The organism is Alkalibacillus almallahensis, assembly GCF_011761495.1.
GTDB lineage: Bacteria > Bacillota > Bacilli > Bacillales > Alkalibacillaceae > Alkalibacillus > Alkalibacillus almallahensis.
In genome coordinates this window covers 1-16,474 of record NZ_JAASRU010000013.1, presented here as the reverse complement: position 1 = coordinate 16,474, position 16,474 = coordinate 1, and the positions used below count along the sequence as shown (strand labels likewise).

17 protein-coding genes, 1 rRNA gene, 1 pseudogene and 1 other annotated feature are annotated in these 16,474 nt (G+C 39.8%); all 19 genes and pseudogenes read right to left on the bottom strand.

Translation table 11 applies throughout. The features are described 5' to 3' along the window. Nucleotides 1-38: 38 nt before the first annotated feature. The gene (secE, locus tag FHR85_RS11280; RefSeq protein ID WP_167263298.1) at nucleotides 39-206 is read right to left on the bottom strand and encodes a preprotein translocase subunit SecE; all 168 of its coding nucleotides are present in this window, start codon (nucleotides 204-206) and stop codon (nucleotides 39-41) included. Between the two features lie 27 nt (nucleotides 207-233). After that, complete coding sequence (rpmG, locus tag FHR85_RS11275; protein ID WP_167263296.1) at nucleotides 234-380, bottom strand: 50S ribosomal protein L33; 147 nt, start codon at nucleotides 378-380, stop codon at nucleotides 234-236. 83 nt (nucleotides 381-463) lie between these two features. After that, complete coding sequence (sigH, locus tag FHR85_RS11270; RefSeq protein WP_167263294.1) at nucleotides 464-1,117, bottom strand: RNA polymerase sporulation sigma factor SigH; 654 nt, start codon at nucleotides 1,115-1,117, stop codon at nucleotides 464-466. Between the two features lie 116 nt (nucleotides 1,118-1,233). Then, entirely contained in the window at nucleotides 1,234-1,743 is a 510-nt protein-coding gene (locus tag FHR85_RS11265; RefSeq protein WP_167263292.1) for an NYN domain-containing protein, read from the bottom strand. Between the two features lie 5 nt (nucleotides 1,744-1,748). Continuing rightward, nucleotides 1,749-2,489, bottom strand: a complete 741-nt coding sequence (rlmB, locus tag FHR85_RS11260; protein WP_167263290.1) for a 23S rRNA (guanosine(2251)-2'-O)-methyltransferase RlmB — start codon at nucleotides 2,487-2,489, stop codon at nucleotides 1,749-1,751. Continuing rightward, on the bottom strand, nucleotides 2,486-2,893 hold the full coding sequence (locus tag FHR85_RS11255; RefSeq protein WP_167263288.1) for a Mini-ribonuclease 3: 408 nt from the start codon (nucleotides 2,891-2,893) through the stop codon (nucleotides 2,486-2,488). The genes rlmB and FHR85_RS11255 overlap by 4 nt, the downstream gene beginning before the upstream one ends. After that, nucleotides 2,878-4,275 (bottom strand): cysteine--tRNA ligase, encoded by a 1,398-nt coding sequence (cysS, locus tag FHR85_RS11250; protein ID WP_167263286.1) that lies wholly within the window; start codon nucleotides 4,273-4,275, stop codon nucleotides 2,878-2,880. Before cysS ends, FHR85_RS11255 begins: the two co-directional genes overlap by 16 nt. Then, nucleotides 4,265-4,927 carry a serine O-acetyltransferase gene (gene cysE / locus FHR85_RS11245; RefSeq protein WP_167263284.1) on the bottom strand — a complete coding sequence of 221 codons (663 nt, stop codon included), beginning with the start codon at nucleotides 4,925-4,927 and terminating at the stop codon, nucleotides 4,265-4,267. The genes cysS and cysE overlap by 11 nt, the downstream gene beginning before the upstream one ends. Before the next feature lie 67 nt (nucleotides 4,928-4,994). Beyond that, nucleotides 4,995-5,207: a binding site (T-box leader), on the bottom strand. 28 nt (nucleotides 5,208-5,235) lie between these two features. After that, a complete protein-coding gene (gene gltX, locus FHR85_RS11240) occupies nucleotides 5,236-6,696 on the bottom strand; it encodes a glutamate--tRNA ligase (protein WP_167263282.1) in 1,461 nt (486 codons plus the stop codon). Nucleotides 6,697-6,739: 43 nt separating this feature from the next. Beyond that, nucleotides 6,740-7,219: a 2-C-methyl-D-erythritol 2,4-cyclodiphosphate synthase gene (gene ispF, locus FHR85_RS14425; protein WP_243864234.1), complete on the bottom strand. Its 480-nt coding sequence runs from the start codon at nucleotides 7,217-7,219 to the stop codon at nucleotides 6,740-6,742. Nucleotides 7,220-7,246: 27 nt separating this feature from the next. After that, nucleotides 7,247-7,924, bottom strand: a pseudogene (ispD, locus tag FHR85_RS14420) (2-C-methyl-D-erythritol 4-phosphate cytidylyltransferase); the annotation flags it as partial. A 121-nt stretch (nucleotides 7,925-8,045) separates the two neighbouring features. Continuing rightward, nucleotides 8,046-9,137, bottom strand: coding sequence for a PIN/TRAM domain-containing protein (locus FHR85_RS11230; RefSeq protein WP_167263278.1), 1,092 nt, complete (start codon nucleotides 9,135-9,137; stop codon nucleotides 8,046-8,048). Between the two features lie 175 nt (nucleotides 9,138-9,312). Next, nucleotides 9,313-10,683, bottom strand: coding sequence for a DNA repair protein RadA (radA, locus tag FHR85_RS11225; protein WP_167263276.1), 1,371 nt, complete (start codon nucleotides 10,681-10,683; stop codon nucleotides 9,313-9,315). Nucleotides 10,684-10,768: 85 nt separating this feature from the next. Further along, nucleotides 10,769-13,231 (bottom strand): ATP-dependent protease ATP-binding subunit ClpC, encoded by a 2,463-nt coding sequence (gene clpC, locus FHR85_RS11220; RefSeq protein WP_167263274.1) that lies wholly within the window; start codon nucleotides 13,229-13,231, stop codon nucleotides 10,769-10,771. A gap of 19 nt (nucleotides 13,232-13,250) precedes the next feature. Then, a complete protein-coding gene (mcsB, locus tag FHR85_RS11215; RefSeq protein ID WP_167263272.1) occupies nucleotides 13,251-14,318 on the bottom strand; it encodes a protein-arginine kinase McsB in 1,068 nt (355 codons plus the stop codon). Next, nucleotides 14,318-14,857 carry a protein-arginine kinase activator protein McsA gene (gene mcsA / locus FHR85_RS11210; protein ID WP_167263270.1) on the bottom strand — a complete coding sequence of 180 codons (540 nt, stop codon included), beginning with the start codon at nucleotides 14,855-14,857 and terminating at the stop codon, nucleotides 14,318-14,320. The genes mcsB and mcsA overlap by 1 nt, the downstream gene beginning before the upstream one ends. 14 nt (nucleotides 14,858-14,871) lie before the next feature. Continuing rightward, nucleotides 14,872-15,336, bottom strand: a complete 465-nt coding sequence (locus tag FHR85_RS11205; protein ID WP_167263268.1) for a CtsR family transcriptional regulator — start codon at nucleotides 15,334-15,336, stop codon at nucleotides 14,872-14,874. 196 nt (nucleotides 15,337-15,532) lie between these two features. Continuing rightward, on the bottom strand, nucleotides 15,533-16,207 hold the full coding sequence (locus FHR85_RS11200; RefSeq protein WP_167263448.1) for an MgtC/SapB family protein: 675 nt from the start codon (nucleotides 16,205-16,207) through the stop codon (nucleotides 15,533-15,535). Between the two features lie 172 nt (nucleotides 16,208-16,379). Then, nucleotides 16,380-16,474: ribosomal RNA gene (gene rrf / locus FHR85_RS11195) — 5S ribosomal RNA — on the bottom strand; the annotation flags it as partial.

The window sequence follows — 16,474 nt, the reverse complement described above, 5'->3', positions numbered from 1 at the left end:
ATTATATCACATTTTAATGCATTTAATCATAAAAAACATTATAGTAATTCTAGAATTTGCGAAATCCCTAGGTCGACGACTGTAAAGTAAATAGCGACAAATAAAACTGTCAAAATAACAATGACTGTATAGCGTGTTAATTCGTTTCCTGTTGGCCAAGTTACTTTCCGCATTTCACGACTAACATCTTTGAAAAAGCTAATCACGATTTCCCCTCCTAACACCTTACCATGTTACTTCGTCTCTCGATGGAGCGTATGTTGCGCACATCGATTACAATATTTCTTTATCTCTATTCGATCTGAGGTTTGTGCTTGTTTCTCAGTTGTATAGTTTCGATTATGGCAATCGGTACAAGCCAACGCGACCTTCTTACGCATCACACATACCTCTTTTATTAACGTATTTTATCACTTTCACTAATCTACCACTCTCTATTATCAATGTCAAATGGCGGTAAGGCTTAGGTAAACGTAATCTCATTGACTGAAATATGGCGTTCTAGTTTGCGTTTTATTCGTTGTAATGCGTTATCGATTGACTTTATATGACGACCTAACTCATCCGATATTTCCTGATATGTTTGTCCATCTAAATAAAGCTCTAAAACCTCTTGCTCAAGCTCGCTTAACAACTCTTGCATTTTAATTTCCATATCACCAATTCTTTCACGATTAATTAATAATCGCTCAGGATCGGCCTTTTCGTCTTCGGCAATCATATCAATCAATGTACGGTCAGAATCTTCTTCGTAAACAGGCTTGTCCAACGACACATAAGAATTAAGCGGTATATGTTTTTGACGAGTTGCTGTTTTAATAGCTGTGATAATCTGACGCGTCACACACAGCTCAGCAAACACCTTAAAGGACGATTGCTTATCATCTTGGAAATCACGGATTGCTTTATATAAACCAATCATTCCTTCTTGCACAATGTCCTCACGATCAGCTCCAATCAAAAAATATGTTCTCGCTTTAGCACGAACAAAACTACGATATTTTTGAATGAGATACTCTAATGCTTGGACTTCGCCTTGTTGAACATAATCTAATACAACTTCATCATCTAGTTGATCAAAATTCAGGTGGTTCTTTGTCTCTTGTTTGGTGTTCACTTAGATTCCTCCCGTATCGAACCATACCTAACACGATTCATTGTCAATCGACTGCTCATTTTGTAAATATACGGTTATTATACAGGAGTTGTGAATTTTCAGTCAACTAAATCTAGTCAATTATTCCCTCTTCGCCAATTTTCGAACTTCTTCAACACATCATCACTGAGTGGAATTTTGGCTTTAGGCTTAACGTCAGCTTGTTTTTCGAGATTTTGACGAATATCTTTGTCGATTGAATTAATTTCAATCGCTAATTCACGGGCCGACTTTCGCAGAGCCCCTCGAGCAAAAATTGTCCATTGTTCAGCATAATCTGAAGTCGCTACATAGACTTTCGTTTTAACATTCATTAACTCTTTAACGAGCCTTTCGATTTTATCGTCGGCCGTCTCTTTCTCACGCGTGAAAATAACTTCAACTTGCAAGGTGTTATAAAATCGTTCGACTCCTCTGACATAATAGGCATCAAACACGACGATGACGCGGTGACCTGTATAGGCTTGGTACTCCGCTAACATTTCGATTAATCGCGACCGGGCTTGTTCTAAATCTCGCTCACTTAACGACTTTAACTCGTCCCAGTCACCGATTATATTATAGCCGTCTACTACTAATACAATCATGATGCCTACTCTCCTACCTGATCGCGCTTCCGCAGAACCTCGTACATTAAAATACTTGCAGAAACCGATGCATTTAGTGATGTAACCTGGCCTTTCATTGGTAATTTAACAAACCAATCACAGTTTTTAGCGACCAGTCGACTCATGCCTTGTCCTTCACTTCCGATAACTAAGGCAATTGGCATATCGTATGCGGCCTCACGGTAATCCTGATCGGCACTAGCATCCGTTCCAACTATCCAAACATTGTGTTCTTTCAGCTCTTCAATCGTTTGGTTCATATTCGTCACGCGAGCAACTGGAATATGTTCAATCGCTCCCGTCGATGCTTTCGCAACGGTTTGTGTTAATTGGACGGAGCGCTGTTTCGGTATGACAATGCCGTGCGCGCCTACCGCATCAGCCGTTCGCATAATAGAACCTAGATTATGTGGATCTTCTAATTGATCTAATAAAATGAAAAAAGGTGCCTCGTTTTTAGCTTCGGCTCTGGCAAACAAATCATCTAAATCAGCATAATCATAAGCTGCGACTGAGGCTGCGACACCTTGGTGGTGACCGCCAATTGCATCTAGTTTCTGTTTAGGAACCTTTTGAACCTGAACATTTTGTTGTTTCGCGGCTTGAATCAGTTGTTGCTGGGCTTGTGGCTTCATCGTTTCTAACACTAACAACTTATTCACAGAACGCCCTGACTTCAACGTTTCTAGTACTGGGTTTTTCCCAGTAATCCATTCTTCACTCACTCGGACCCACTCCTTTCTTCCAATATGGTAATCGCATCTTGAATCAATTCATCCACCCGCTCAAATGATTCGCTAAAATATAAATAACCTAAAAGTGCTTCAAACGCTGTGCTGTAACGGTATGTTTGAGGGTCAGTATTTTTCGGTACGCTTGATTTCGCATTACGGCCGCGCCTAGCGACCGCTGCTTCATGTTCAGTCAATGTTTCGTTGTCCAACCAACGAAGCATAACGATCGCTTGTGCCTTCGCTGACACGAAAGACACAGCTAAGTTATGCAATTCATTAGGTTTAACTTCACCGCTTCGAATTAAATAGTCACGAACCGCTTTTTCATAGACAACATCACCCATGTAAGCTAGCGTCAAGCTTTTCATCGATTTAGGATTCATTGTCTTTTCCATCTCGTTCCTTGTGGCGTGTCTTCTAAAATAATACCCATATCTGCTAGTTGATCACGGATTTCATCAGCTCGAGCGAATTGGCGATCTTTTCTCGCTTGTTTCCGTTCTTCTATTAAGGTCTCGATTTCCTCATCTAATAATTCAGTCGTCACTAATGAGAAACCAAGAACATTTGTTATTTCATCAAACGCTCCCATAAATCGATCAATGACATCGGATGACGTCTGATCTTGCTCTAAATAAATGTTCGCATCTTTAGCTAAATCAAATAAAACGCTGATTGCATTTGCTGTATTAAAGTCATCATCCATTTCTTGAACAAATGTGTCAACATGACGTTCTACTTGATCCAACCATTCTTGCCCATCGCTTGATAGATTCATGCTCGCTTGCTTACGGTGCGCTAAATTATCATACGCTGATTTCAATCGATCAAAACTACGCTTCGCACTCGCTAATAATTCATCGTTGAAATTAATCGGATTTCGGTAATGAACGCTTAGCATGAAGAAACGTACAACGTTAGGATCATGTTCTCTAACAAGATCATGTACCAAAATAAAATTACCTAGTGATTTCGACATTTTTTCATTATCGATTTGAATATAGCCATTATGAAGCCAATAATTAGCAAATGTTTCATCATTGAAGCATTCTGACTGGGCGATTTCATTCTCATGGTGCGGGAAGGACAAATCTTGCCCACCAGCATGAATATCGATTGTGTCACCTAAATGCTTTTTAGCCATTGCTGAACATTCGATATGCCAACCTGGTCGACCTTCACCCCACGGGCTCTCCCAAGCTATTTCACCATCTTTAGCATCTTTCCATAACGCAAAATCAAGAGGATCTTCTTTCTTATCGCCTACCTGAATACGCGATCCCGATTGCAATTCGTCGATGGATTGGTGAGATAATTTACCGTATTCATCGAAAGCACGTGTCTTAAAATAAACATCTCCATCCGCTTCATAGGCATAACCTTTATCGATCAATCCTTTAATAAAATCAATAATCTCATCCATCGTGTCAGTCACGCGCGGATGATGAACCGCTTCTTGCACATTTAAAGCGCCGACATCTTCCTTATACGCCTGAATAAAACGCTCAGCAATCGCCGGAACATCTTCACCTAATTCATGTGAAGCCTTGATGAGTTTATCATCAACATCGGTGAAATTAAGTACATATTCAACCTCATAACCACGATAATCTAAATAACGTCTGATCGTATCAAACACAATCGCCGGACGGGCATTACCTACGTGAATATAATTATAGACAGTCGGTCCGCAAACATACATTTTCACCTTACCGTCTTCGATTGGTTTGAAGTCTTCTTTTTGACGCGTTAATGTATTGTACATTCTAATCGTCACGTTGATTCTCTCCTTTCAATGCTTTCACTTCAGCCTGCAATTCAGCAATTCTTTGGTCTAAATAATCACATTTATCAGCAACAGGGTCGGGTAGTTTATGGTGATCAAAGTTCTTCTTCACTTTAACCCCATCTTTGACCACAATATTCCCTGGGATACCAACGACAGTTGAATACTTAGGTACGTCTTTTAAGACAACAGAGCCAGCTCCTACTTTTGAGTGCTCTTCTATCGTAATTGAGCCGAGCACCTTCGCACCTGTTGCTACCAGAACGTTATCTTTTAGTGTCGGGTGACGTTTACCAGCTTCCTTGCCTGTACCTCCTAATGTGACACCTTGAAATAATGTAACATTATCCCCGATTTCGCATGTTTCACCAACGACAACACCCATGCCATGATCGATAAAAAAGCGACGGCCAATTTTAGCGCCTGGATGGATTTCAATACCCGTGAAAAAGCGACTCACTTGCGATATTACCCGGGCAATAAACTTCATATTGCGTTTTTGAAAGCCGTGTGCAAACCGATGCGCCCAGACTGCATGAACACCTGCATACGTCAGCATAACTTCTAATCGATTGCGTGCTGCTGGATCCTGGTCGAACACGACATCTACATCTTCTTTAAGCAGCTTAAAAAATTTAAACATTATTCTTCCCTCCTTGTGATGAGGTAACTGATCTCAATAAAAAACGTCCCTGCCTATAACTTATATAGACAGAGACGCTACATAGCGCGGTTCCACTCTGTTTAGAGGTTTAACCTCTCAACTTATAGCTTGTAACGGAGCCATCCGCTTCACCATACTATTTATTCAAGTGAAGGCTCAGAGGTGCATTTCAAACGGATCTTTAACAGCTACTCTCAGCTTATGTAGCTTTCTCTGAAGTTAAATCACACGTTTTACTTCTCCTCATCAACGCTTTGACTATTCATATGTCGCTAAAGTAAAAGTCGTTACGACGATGCGACTTGATTCAATCGATGAATGACGGTTTCTTTTCCAAGTAAGCTGATAGCATCTGGCAATTCAGGTCCATGCATTTGCCCTGTAGTTGCTACACGAATTGGCATGAACAATTGCTTACCTTTATTACCTGTTGCTTTTTGCGTTGCTTTAGTGGCAGCTTTGACATTTTCTGGTGTCAGTTCATCTAATTGTTCTAATTCTGATTTGAAATGCGCTAACATATCTGGCACATGTTCTTGATCTAATACAGCTTGGCTCTCTTCATCATAACTAATTTCTTTACGGAAGAAGAGTTCTGTCAACTCAACAATCTCTGCCCCATAATTCAATTGATTATGATAAAGTGAGATGAGTTTTTCCACCCACTCGCGGTCTTCTACACTCATATTTTCAGACACTTTACCTGCTTCAATTAAATGTGGCAACGTCAAATCAATCACACGCTCTAATGAACTGTCTTTAATATATTGATTGTTCATCCACTTCAATTTGCTTGGGTCGAATACAGCAGGTGATGTCGATAAACGCTCTGGGTCAAAGATTTCTGTCAGCTCTTCACGTGTAAACAGTTCTTCTTCACCTTGAGGTGACCAGCCAAGTAATGCGATGAAATTAAATAACGCCTCAGGTAAATAACCTAAGTCTGCATATTGCTCAATAAATTGAATAATATCTTCATCACGTTTACTCAATTTCTTGCGTTCTTCATTCACAATTAAGGTCATGTGCGCAAATCTCGGGACTTCCCAGCCAAATGCATGGTAAACCATCATTTGTTTCGGTGTATTCGAGATGTGATCTTCACCGCGTAAGACATCGGTAATCTTCATCAAGTAATCATCAATCGCACAAGCAAAATTATACGTCGGCGTTCCGTCTTTCTTCATGATGACCCAATCACCGAAATCTCCAGATTCAAAGGTGATATTTTTCTTCACGATATCATTAAACGTATACGTTTCGTTCTCAGGGACTCGTATACGAACGCTAGGAATGCGACCTTCATCTTCAAAGGCTTGAATTTGTTCAGGTGTTAGATCACGATGAGCACCCGAATATTTCGGTACTTTCCCTTGAGCGCGTTGCTCTTCACGTTCTTGCTCTAATTCTTCTTCTGTCATATAGCATTTATAAGCAAGTCCTTTTTCAAGGAGCTCATCAGCATATTCTTGATAGATATGCAGGCGGTCCATTTGACGATATGGTCCAAAACCTCCATCAATATCAACACTCTCATCCCAATCGATCCCTAACCATTTCAAATACGTTAGCTGACCGATGTCGCCACCTTCAACATTTCGTTTCTGGTCTGTATCTTCAATACGAATGATGAAGTCACCACCCGTACTACGAGCGAATAAGTAATTAAATAATGCCGTTCGAGCGTTTCCGATATGCAAATGACCCGTTGGACTTGGTGCATAACGAACGCGTACTTTTTCCGTCATGATTTGATCCCCTTTCATATGTCTAAGTAATATTGTACAAAATTTATGACGTTTCGTGTAATAATATGACTGCTTGAGCAGCAATGCCCTCTTTACGCCCTGTAAACCCAAGCTTTTCTGTTGTTGTCGCCTTGACATTCACTTGATCTTCACGAGCGTTTAAAATGGAGGCAATGACACTTTTCATCTCATCAACATATGGTGCCATCTTCGGTGCCTGTGCCATAATCGTACAGTCAACATTACCTAATGTATAGCCTAACGCTTCTACGTCTTCCCATACTTCTTTTAGTAATTGTTTTGAATCATAACCTTCATATTGCGGATCGTCGTCAGGGAAATGGCGACCTATATCACCTCGACCCACCGCTCCTAGAGCAGCATCTGCAATCGTATGTAGTAACACATCCGCATCAGAATGACCTTTCAAACCGTAATCATAAGGAATCTCCACCCCACCTATGATACAAGGGCGACCTTCCACTAATTGATGTACATCAAAGCCTTGTCCAATGCGAATCATCGATGACTCCTCCTTACGATTCTCAAACCTATTCATTTGTAGCATATTTTCCGCTTTTTGTATATCTTCAGGATTCGTTAACTTAAAATTATCTAGGCTACCTTCCACGATAATCGATTCTAATCCTATTTCTTCTAATAACGCCACATCATCCGTTGCTATAACACCATTTTTGAACGCGTGATCATGAGCTTGTTTTAACCACTCATATTGAAAAGCTTGTGGTGTTTGCGCTTGATAGAGCGTATTACGATCTAACGTTTTAATGCCCTGCTCTGATTGTTGTTTAACCGTATCTGTAACAGGTGTCGCTAAAAAAGCTGATCCTTGTCGTTTAGTCGCTTCGAACAAATCATGAAGTTCATTTTGGCTCACAAATGGACGTGCACCGTCATGAACAAATGTAATCACGTTTTCTTCAACCGCTTCAACACCTTGTCGAACACTGTCCTGACGTTCATTACCACCAGTGATATACTTCATAACCTTCTCAAAACTATATTCATTCACGACTTCTTCCATGACATCGTGTTCATCTGCTTGCACAACAAGATAAATCGCTCGGCATAAAGGATCTTCTTCAAACACATTCAGTGTATGGGCGATTAAAGGGCGACCACCTAATTGAAGTAATTGTTTATTTTGCCCTAATCCCATGCGTTTACCTTGTCCAGCTGCTAAAACAATGGCTTGATATTGTTCCATGCTGCGTCTCCTATCTCATATAGAACTTGTTACATTTATTATAGGTGAACATTAACCAAACGAAAAGGGCTGACACATCACACAATTTTCAATTGATACTGCGTCAGCCCCTGAGGTTATTTTATTGCGCCTGATCTAGTGCTTTGGGTTTCGCAAAAATCATGCGGCCTGCTGAAGTTTGTAGAACACTTGTCACAATAACATCAAGACTGTCCCCAATATGATTCTTACCTTCTTCGACCACAATCATCGTGCCGTCATCCAAGTATGCAACGCCTTGACGGTCTTCTTTACCCGCCTTAATGACATAAACATTCATCTCTTCACCTGGTAAAACAACAGGCTTAACAGCATTTGCCAAATCATTAATATTTAAGACTGTTACATTCTGAAACTCAGACACTTTGTTTAAATTAAAATCATTCGTCACAAGTACACCGCTCATAACCTTCGTTAATTTAACTAGTTTACTATCGACTTCCTGAATGTCCTCAAAGTCTCCCTCGTAAATCTGAACATCTACAGGGACTTCCTTCTGCAATCGGTTTAAAATATCTAAGCCACGGCGTCCTCGATTACGTTTTAGGACATCTGATGAGTCTGCGATATGTTGTAATTCTTCCAACACAAAATGGGGAATAATAATAGACCCTTCTAAAAAGTGCGTTTCACAAATATCAGCTATTCGCCCATCGATAATAACGCTCGTATCTAAGATTTTCGGGCGAACATCTGCCGCTTGGTTGACATTTGCCTGCTGCTCATCCGCTCCTGATTCTTTACGATTCATCGATAATAAATTGATAAATTCGTTTCGTCGTTTAAACCCGACTTGGAAACCTAAATAACCTAAAATCACCATAACGAATATAGGTAATATCTCAGATAAAACCGGATTACTTAAACCTTGCAAGTAAATATTAACGAGAAAGGCCAGAACCAATCCGACAATTAAACCTAAACTACCAAATAATAAATCGGCCACTGGTGCTTTGACCAACTTCTCTTCGATCACTTTTAACAGATTAACAATATAGTCCACGAGCCAAAAAGTAGATATAAATAATATGATTGCACCTAACACTAAACCGATAAAAGGAATGAACCAACTTGACTCGCCAACGCCTACTAATGATGCAACTTCAGGTGAATATAAATAACCTAGTGCACCACCAGCGACCACGATAAACAATTGTATCGTCCTCTTTAACATGCTTGCACCTCCTATTCTTAAGTGTTGCCAAAAGCAAAATAGAACATAAGTTAAAAATGAACTATAATAGCTTATTATAGCACGGTTCAAAAAAATGCGTCAAAAAGATATTATTATATCATTACGAAACTTTTTATGTCAATTGTGTTACAAATATTTCTCGTTTGTAACACAATTACTCCAAACCTGCTTTTAGAGCCTCTTGTACGGAATTCACTCCAACTAATTCAATTCCTTCTGGTGGTGTAAAACTGCCTAAGTTATTACTTGGTAAAATGATGCGTTTAAACCCAAGTTTATGCGCTTCGTGAACGCGTTGTTCAATACGAGCGACCCGTCTAACCTCACCTGTTAATCCGACTTCACCAATATATACATCGTCTGGGCGTGTTGGCTGGTCACGGAAGCTTGAAGAGACACTAATTGCCACCGCTAAATCAATTGCAGGCTCATCTAATTTCACACCACCAGCAACTTTGACGTAAGCATCTTGGTTTTGTAACAATAACCCAGCTCGTTTTTCTAAGACAGCCATCAGTAACGGGACCCGATTATGATCTAGCCCTGTTGCCATTCGGCGTGAGTTACCAAATTGAGTCGGGGAGATCAATGCTTGAATTTCCACTAACATCGGACGAGTTCCTTCTAATGAGCAGACTACAGTTGAACCTGCCACCCCTTGTGATCGCTCTTCTAAGAAGATTTCCGATGGGTTACTGACTTCTTTTAATCCTTCCTCTTTCATCTCAAAAATGCCCATCTCATGCGTGCTTCCGAAACGGTTTTTGACACTGCGGAGGATTCGGAATGTATGGTGACGTTCGCCTTCAAAATATAAAACAGTATCAACCATATGTTCTAACAAGCGCGGGCCTGCAATCGCTCCTTCTTTTGTCACGTGACCTACAATGAAAATCGAGATCCCTTTCGACTTTGCCACTTTCATTAAGGCGCTCGTACACTCACGAACTTGGGAAACAGAGCCTGGAGCTGAGGTAACCGCATCATTAAAGATGGTCTGAATCGAATCGATGACAACAAATGATGGGTTCATTTGATCAATCGCATCAATCACATATTCTAAATTCGTTTCCGCCATAATGTATAAATGATCCTCATTTGCATCGAGTCGATCAGATCGAAGTTTCGTTTGTTTTTCCGATTCTTCACCAGAGATGTACAACACATTCATATGATTGTTCGCCACTTGAGATGATAACTGGAGTAGTAATGTCGACTTACCAATACCAGGGTCACCCCCGATAAGGACAAGCGAACCAGGTACAATGCCACCGCCCAACACACGATTTAACTCTTCCATTTGCGTGGATAAACGTTCCTCTTCTTGTGAAGATACTTCTTTAATCGATTGAGGTTTCTTTCGTTGTTTAGAGGATTCTCCGTTTACTTCATGACGATCAGCATTTTTTGACACCTTTTCCTCAACTAATGTATTCCATTGATGACAAGCTGGACATTTCCCCATCCATTTCGGTGATTCATAGCCACATTCCTGACAGAAAAAGATCACTTTTGATTTAGCCATAATTTACTCCCTTTCCTATGTAGATGCTTACATTATAACAAAGTAGAAAAAACAGCCGGATTATCGGCGAATCCGGCTGTTAATCTTATGATTGTTCATTTGTTTCAGGTTCCAAAGCCTTCGTCGAGGCAATATAGAATTCACCGTCTTCATTGACGTCAATTTCTACTTCTTGCCCTGCTTGAATCGTACCACGAAGAAGTTCTTCTGATAAGAAGTCTTCCACATTCTTCTGAAGTGAACGACGTAATGGTCGAGCACCATATTCTAAATCCATACCTTCATCTGCGATCTTCTTAAGAGCAGCATCTGTTAAAGTGAAGTTAATTTCACTATCAGACAGACGGTTTTGTAATTGTTTAACCATAAGTTGAACAATTTCTTGAATATGCTCTTCTTCTAGTGAATGGAAGACGATCGTTTCGTCGATACGGTTTAAGAATTCTGGACGGAATGCTTTCTTCAATTCGTCCATGACTTTCGATTTCATTTGTTTATGATCTTGTTGGTTATCATCAACACTGAAACCAACGTATTTCTGACGACGTAATTCTTGAGCACCTACGTTTGATGTCATAATTAAGACTGTGTTACGGAAGTCGACAACGCGACCTTTCGCATCAGTCAAACGACCATCTTCTAGGACTTGTAGTAAGATGTTAAAGACTTCAGGGTGCGCCTTTTCAATTTCGTCTAAGAGAATAACGGAATAAGGTTTCGTGCGTACTTTTTCTGTTAATTGGCCACCTTCTTCATAGCCTACATAGCCAGGAGGAGAACCAACTAAACGAGATGTCGCGTGTTTTTCCATATATTCGGACATATCCATACGAATCATCGCATCTTCATCACCAAACATTGAAGACGCTAATGCGCGTGCTAATTCTGTCTTACCAACACCAGTTGGGCCTAAGAAGATAAAGGAACCAATAGGACGTTTCGGATCTTTCAAGCCTGCACGAGCACGACGAACTGCTTTAGCAACAGCATCAACGGCTTCGTTTTGACCAATAACACGGTCATGAAGTGTTTGTTCTAGATTGAGTAAGCGTTCTTTATCGTCCTTCGCTAAGCGAGAAACAGGTACTCCCGTCCATGTCGAGACAACTTGAGCGATATCTTCAAGCGTTACTTCGGAATCTTCTTTACCTTGCTTTTCTTTCCATTCGTCTTTCGTTTTCTCTAGTTCATCTTTTAATTTCTGCTCTTTATCACGTAGAGAAGCAGCTTTTTCAAATTCTTGGCTTTGTACAGCCGCATCTTTTTCTTTCTTAACTTCATCTAACTTCTGTTCAAGTTCTTTTAAGTTAGGTGGAGCTGTATAACTTCTTAAACGCACACGTGATGCCGCTTCATCAATTAAGTCAATTGCTTTGTCTGGTAAGAAACGGTCCGTGATATAACGATCTGATAGGCGAACAGCACTTTCGATCGCTTCAGGTGAAATAGTCACACGGTGATGCGCTTCATAACGGTCACGTAATCCTTCAAGAATTTGTTGTGATTGTTCCGGTGTTGGTTCATCAACTTGAACCGGTTGGAAACGACGTTCTAACGCGGCGTCTTTTTCGATATATTTACGATATTCGTCTAATGTTGTGGCACCAATACATTGCAAGTCACCGCGCGCTAGAGCTGGTTTCAAGATGTTTGAAGCGTCAATTGCACCTTCAGCACCACCAGCACCAATTAATGTGTGTAATTCGTCAATGAAAAGAACCACATTATTAGCTTGGCGAATTTCTTCCATGACTTTTTTCAAACGATCTTCGAATTCACCACGATATTTAGTTCCTGCAACAACAGTACCCATATCGAGAGTCATGACGCGTTTATCACGTAGAATTTCTGGTACTTCATTATTAATAATTTGTTGTGCTAGACCTTCAGCAATCGCTGTTTTACCAACACCTGGTTCACCAATTAGAACAGGGTTGTTCTTACGGCGACGACTTAACACTTGAATGACACGTTCAATTTCTTCAGCACGACCAATAACAGGGTCGATATTGCTTTCTTGTGCCACTGCTGTTAAGTCTCTTGCTAATGAATCAAGTGTTGGAGTGCTCGCATTACTTGATTGCTTTTGTTGACGATTATTACCTGTTGATTCGTTACTGCCCAACAGCTGCAATACTTGTTGGCGCGCTTTGTTTAAGCTAACACCTAAGTTATTAAAGACGCGTGCAGCCACACCTTCGCCTTCACGAATCAAGCCGAGTAATATATGTTCTGTTCCGACATATGAATGGTTTAATTTACGCGCTTCGTCCATTGATAATTCAATGACTTTCTTCGCACGTGGTGTGTAATGAATCGTTTGTTGTTCACTTTGACCGACACCAATTAATTGTTCAACTTCCTGTTGGATTTGTTCGGCTGTCACGTTTAATGACGACAGCGCCTTAGCTGCAATACCTTCGCCCTCTTTCACTAAGCCGAGTAATATATGTTCTGTTCCGATATTATTATGACCTAACCGAACAGCTTCTTCTTGAGATAAAGCTAATACTTTTTGTGCTCTCTCTGTAAATCGTCCAAACATCATACCTGTTTGCCTCCTTCAATTAATATTGCTCTAATTGTAATCGTTCACGAATTAAGTTCGCTCTAAACCAATCACGTTCAGCTGGTTGTAGAGATTTCTTCGCGTAGTGTTGTAAAAAGCCCGGCTGCGTTAGCACCATTAACTCATTCAAAATGGTTTTTGAAATGTTTTTAATTAAACCTAAATCAATGCCTAACCTGACATCTGATAAGCATTTGGCCGCTTCCTTCGATTCAATGATGCGGCTATGAGCCAACACACCGTAAGACCTAAATATCCGATCCTCTAACTGTATACCCGATTGTTGCATCACCCATTCACGAGATTGACGTTCACTTTCAATCACTTGGCTTACAACACTTTGTAAATCTTGAATAATATCCTCTTCTGATTTACCAAGTGTCATTTGATTGGATATTTGATACAGCGCACCGAGCGCTTCACTGCCTTCTCCATAAATACCACGGACGACTAATCCTAACTTGTTGATCTCTGGTGCCATTCGGGTCATTTGATTCGTCATCGTTAACGCTGGTAAATGCATCATAACCGATGCCCTCAAACCTGTGCCGACATTAGTTGGACAACTGGTTAAGTACCCTTTTTCTTCATTAAACGCATATCGTGTTCGTTCTTCAAACCAATCATCTAACTTCTGGGCTTGTTGTAAAGCTTCAGATAGTCCTAGACCTGGGTAATAGAGTTGAATTCTTAAATGATCCTCTTCGTTAATCATCACTGAAGCCTGCTCATTTTCTGAAATTAGCACCGCACCTGTTTGACTATTTTCAGCTAAATTAGGACTCATCAAATGTTTTTCAACCAAAACCCGTTTTTCAACCGACTCTATATCAGCCATCTTCACTAATTGAAACTTTTTAAAATCCTCATAAGATTGATTGTTAAACTCTTGTTCAATATGTTCGAGTACTTTCTCTTGTGATGACTGATCTCCACTAGTCGGGAAAGGCACTTGTTTCAAATTGCGGGCCAAACGGATTCGCGTGCTTAAAACAATATCCGAATCCTGACCTTCATCATTCATCCATGGGCTGATGGCATCATTAATAAAATCTTGTAAAGACATTACGATTCACCCCCATGATCATCATGCAGTTCTTCTTTTAAGTGACGGATACGATCTCGAATATTCGCAGCTTCCTCGAAATCTTCTTCGTTAATTTTCTGTTGCATCTGTTCTTGGAGTTGATTAATTTCCCGGTGTTTATGCAAATTACCGCCTAATCTCTTCGGAATTTTACCAACATGTTCTGTATTGCCACTATGAACACGTTTAAATATCGGGTCTAGATAATCCGAAAAAGCTTCATAGCATTGGCTACAACCGAATTTCCCTTGATGTCGAAACTCATGATACGTCAAGCCACATCCTTCACATTGAATCGTTTGTGCAGAGGTCATCTGTTGTTGCGTTTGGTCTTTAGTTTGATCAAACGGGAACATATTCGTTAGAAAGTGGTGAAGGGATAAGTTTTCATTTGCAAAATCCATATAACCCTCACCTTGAGCACATTGCTCACACAAATGCATTTCTTTCTTTTGTCCATTAACGACTTGCGTGTAATGAACAGAGGCTTCTTGCTCTTGGCAATTTTGACATAACATTTTAACCCCTCCAATCAACCGTGCATTTTGATGGTCGTTAATAGTTCTTTAAAAATCTTAGCACGAATAATATCACGATCTGGTAATGGTATATCCAGTATATCTCGATGCATAACTTTCTCCATCAAACGTTTTTCACGCTCTGTTATTAAATTTTCTTCCTTAAGACGTTCAACTAAATCAAACGAAGCTTGTTGAGTTAAAGGTTGATTCGATGCTAAATCCATCTCTTGTATTAAAGCTTCATTCGATTTAGGTTGTAAGCGAATAATGCGAATGTAGCCACCACCACCACGCTTACTTTCCACCAAATAACCTTTTTCAAGTGTAAATCGCGTATTAATCACATAATTTATTTGAGAAGGGACACATTCAAAACGGTCAGCAATTTCACTGCGCTTTAATTCAACGACATCACTCTGACTCGACTGAATGACTTGCTTTAAATACGCTTCAATTACATCGGATATATTCCTCACCGTTGCTCCCTCCTTACTCCTCAATCATTTATAATTGATCAAAGTTTGACTTTGACTATCTTTGACTATACTTTCATTATACTCATATTTTTCTATGTTGCAAATGATTTGATTACTTGCTTTTGTAATAGTTATTATTGCATAAAAAAACGTGTGAACACTGGCACAAATAGTGTTCACACGTTATCTAATACTATTATTTATTTGTTATATCCAAATCTTCATTATTGTAAATATAAGTGACATCATTCAACTTACTTAACTGATCTAATAATTCATGTCGGTTAAATTCTTGACGTTTCTCAAGCTCAATATGGACATTCCGACGCTCCATTTCATCACTTTTAATCTCCATTCGTTTAATTTGTAACCGAAATTCCTCTAATAAATCTAGAATCTGTCCAATATGAGCCTCTTGATTAATCAATAAATGCAGTTGATTTTTATCCTTATGACGCGTAAATAGTTTCTCAAATGAGTTAAGAAAAATTAAACTTAGTAATACAACTAATGTTGCAAGAATTCCTAAAGCATACATGCCTGCACCAATAACTAATCCTAGTCCAGCAACAGTCCAAATAGACGCAGCCGTTGTTAAACCTCTAATCGTCATACCATTAACAAGAATCGTTCCTGCTCCTAAAAATCCAATCCCACTGATTACATAAGAAGGAATACGAGCTGGATCAAAACGGACTGTATCATGATCGTTAATATAAGGGTCAAACCCATAAACAGATAGTAACATCATCACACAAGCTCCTACACCAACTAATATGTGAGTACGGAAACCCGCTTGATGGTTCTTAAGTTCACGTTCAAAACCAATCAATCCACATAGTACCGTTGCAATTAATACACGATATAACATGGTATTAAAATTTTCATTAATGAATTGTTCATTTATATATTGAATGAAGTCCATTTCAATCACACTCCTCTTTTACACCAGTTCCCTTTTATGTATGAACACTATTTAATTATTATTCCATCATAAACAAAAAAAGCTAAGAAGACAATAAATCTCTTAGCTTTAACAATATGCCCGGCGGCGTCCTACTCTCGCAGGGGAAGAACCCCAACTACCATCGGCGCTAGAGAGCTTAACTGCTGTGTTCGGCATGGGAACAGGTGTGAC

Excerpts from the sequence above, each read along its gene's own strand:
- rpmG (WP_167263296.1), bottom strand. The coding sequence starts at position 380 with ATGCGTAAGAAGGTCGCGTTGGCTTGTACCGATTGCCATAATCGAAAC.
- FHR85_RS11265 (WP_167263292.1), bottom strand. The coding sequence starts at position 1,743 with ATGATTGTATTAGTAGTAGACGGCTATAATATAATCGGTGACTGGGAC.
- FHR85_RS11255 (WP_167263288.1), bottom strand. The coding sequence starts at position 2,893 with ATGGAAAAGACAATGAATCCTAAATCGATGAAAAGCTTGACGCTAGCT.
- cysE (WP_167263284.1), bottom strand. The coding sequence starts at position 4,927 with ATGTTTAAATTTTTTAAGCTGCTTAAAGAAGATGTAGATGTCGTGTTC.
- gltX (WP_167263282.1), bottom strand. The coding sequence starts at position 6,696 with ATGACGGAAAAAGTACGCGTTCGTTATGCACCAAGTCCAACGGGTCAT.
- ispF (WP_243864234.1), bottom strand. The coding sequence starts at position 7,219 with ATGATTCGCATTGGACAAGGCTTTGATGTACATCAATTAGTGGAAGGT.
- FHR85_RS11230 (WP_167263278.1), bottom strand. The coding sequence starts at position 9,137 with ATGTTAAAGAGGACGATACAATTGTTTATCGTGGTCGCTGGTGGTGCA.
- radA (WP_167263276.1), bottom strand. The coding sequence starts at position 10,683 with ATGGCTAAATCAAAAGTGATCTTTTTCTGTCAGGAATGTGGCTATGAA.
- clpC (WP_167263274.1), bottom strand. The coding sequence starts at position 13,231 with ATGATGTTTGGACGATTTACAGAGAGAGCACAAAAAGTATTAGCTTTA.
- mcsB (WP_167263272.1), bottom strand. The coding sequence starts at position 14,318 with ATGTCTTTACAAGATTTTATTAATGATGCCATCAGCCCATGGATGAAT.
- mcsA (WP_167263270.1), bottom strand. The coding sequence starts at position 14,857 with ATGTTATGTCAAAATTGCCAAGAGCAAGAAGCCTCTGTTCATTACACG.
- FHR85_RS11200 (WP_167263448.1), bottom strand. The coding sequence starts at position 16,207 with ATGTTATATCGTGTATTAATTGCAACGGTACTATGTGGATTGATTGGT.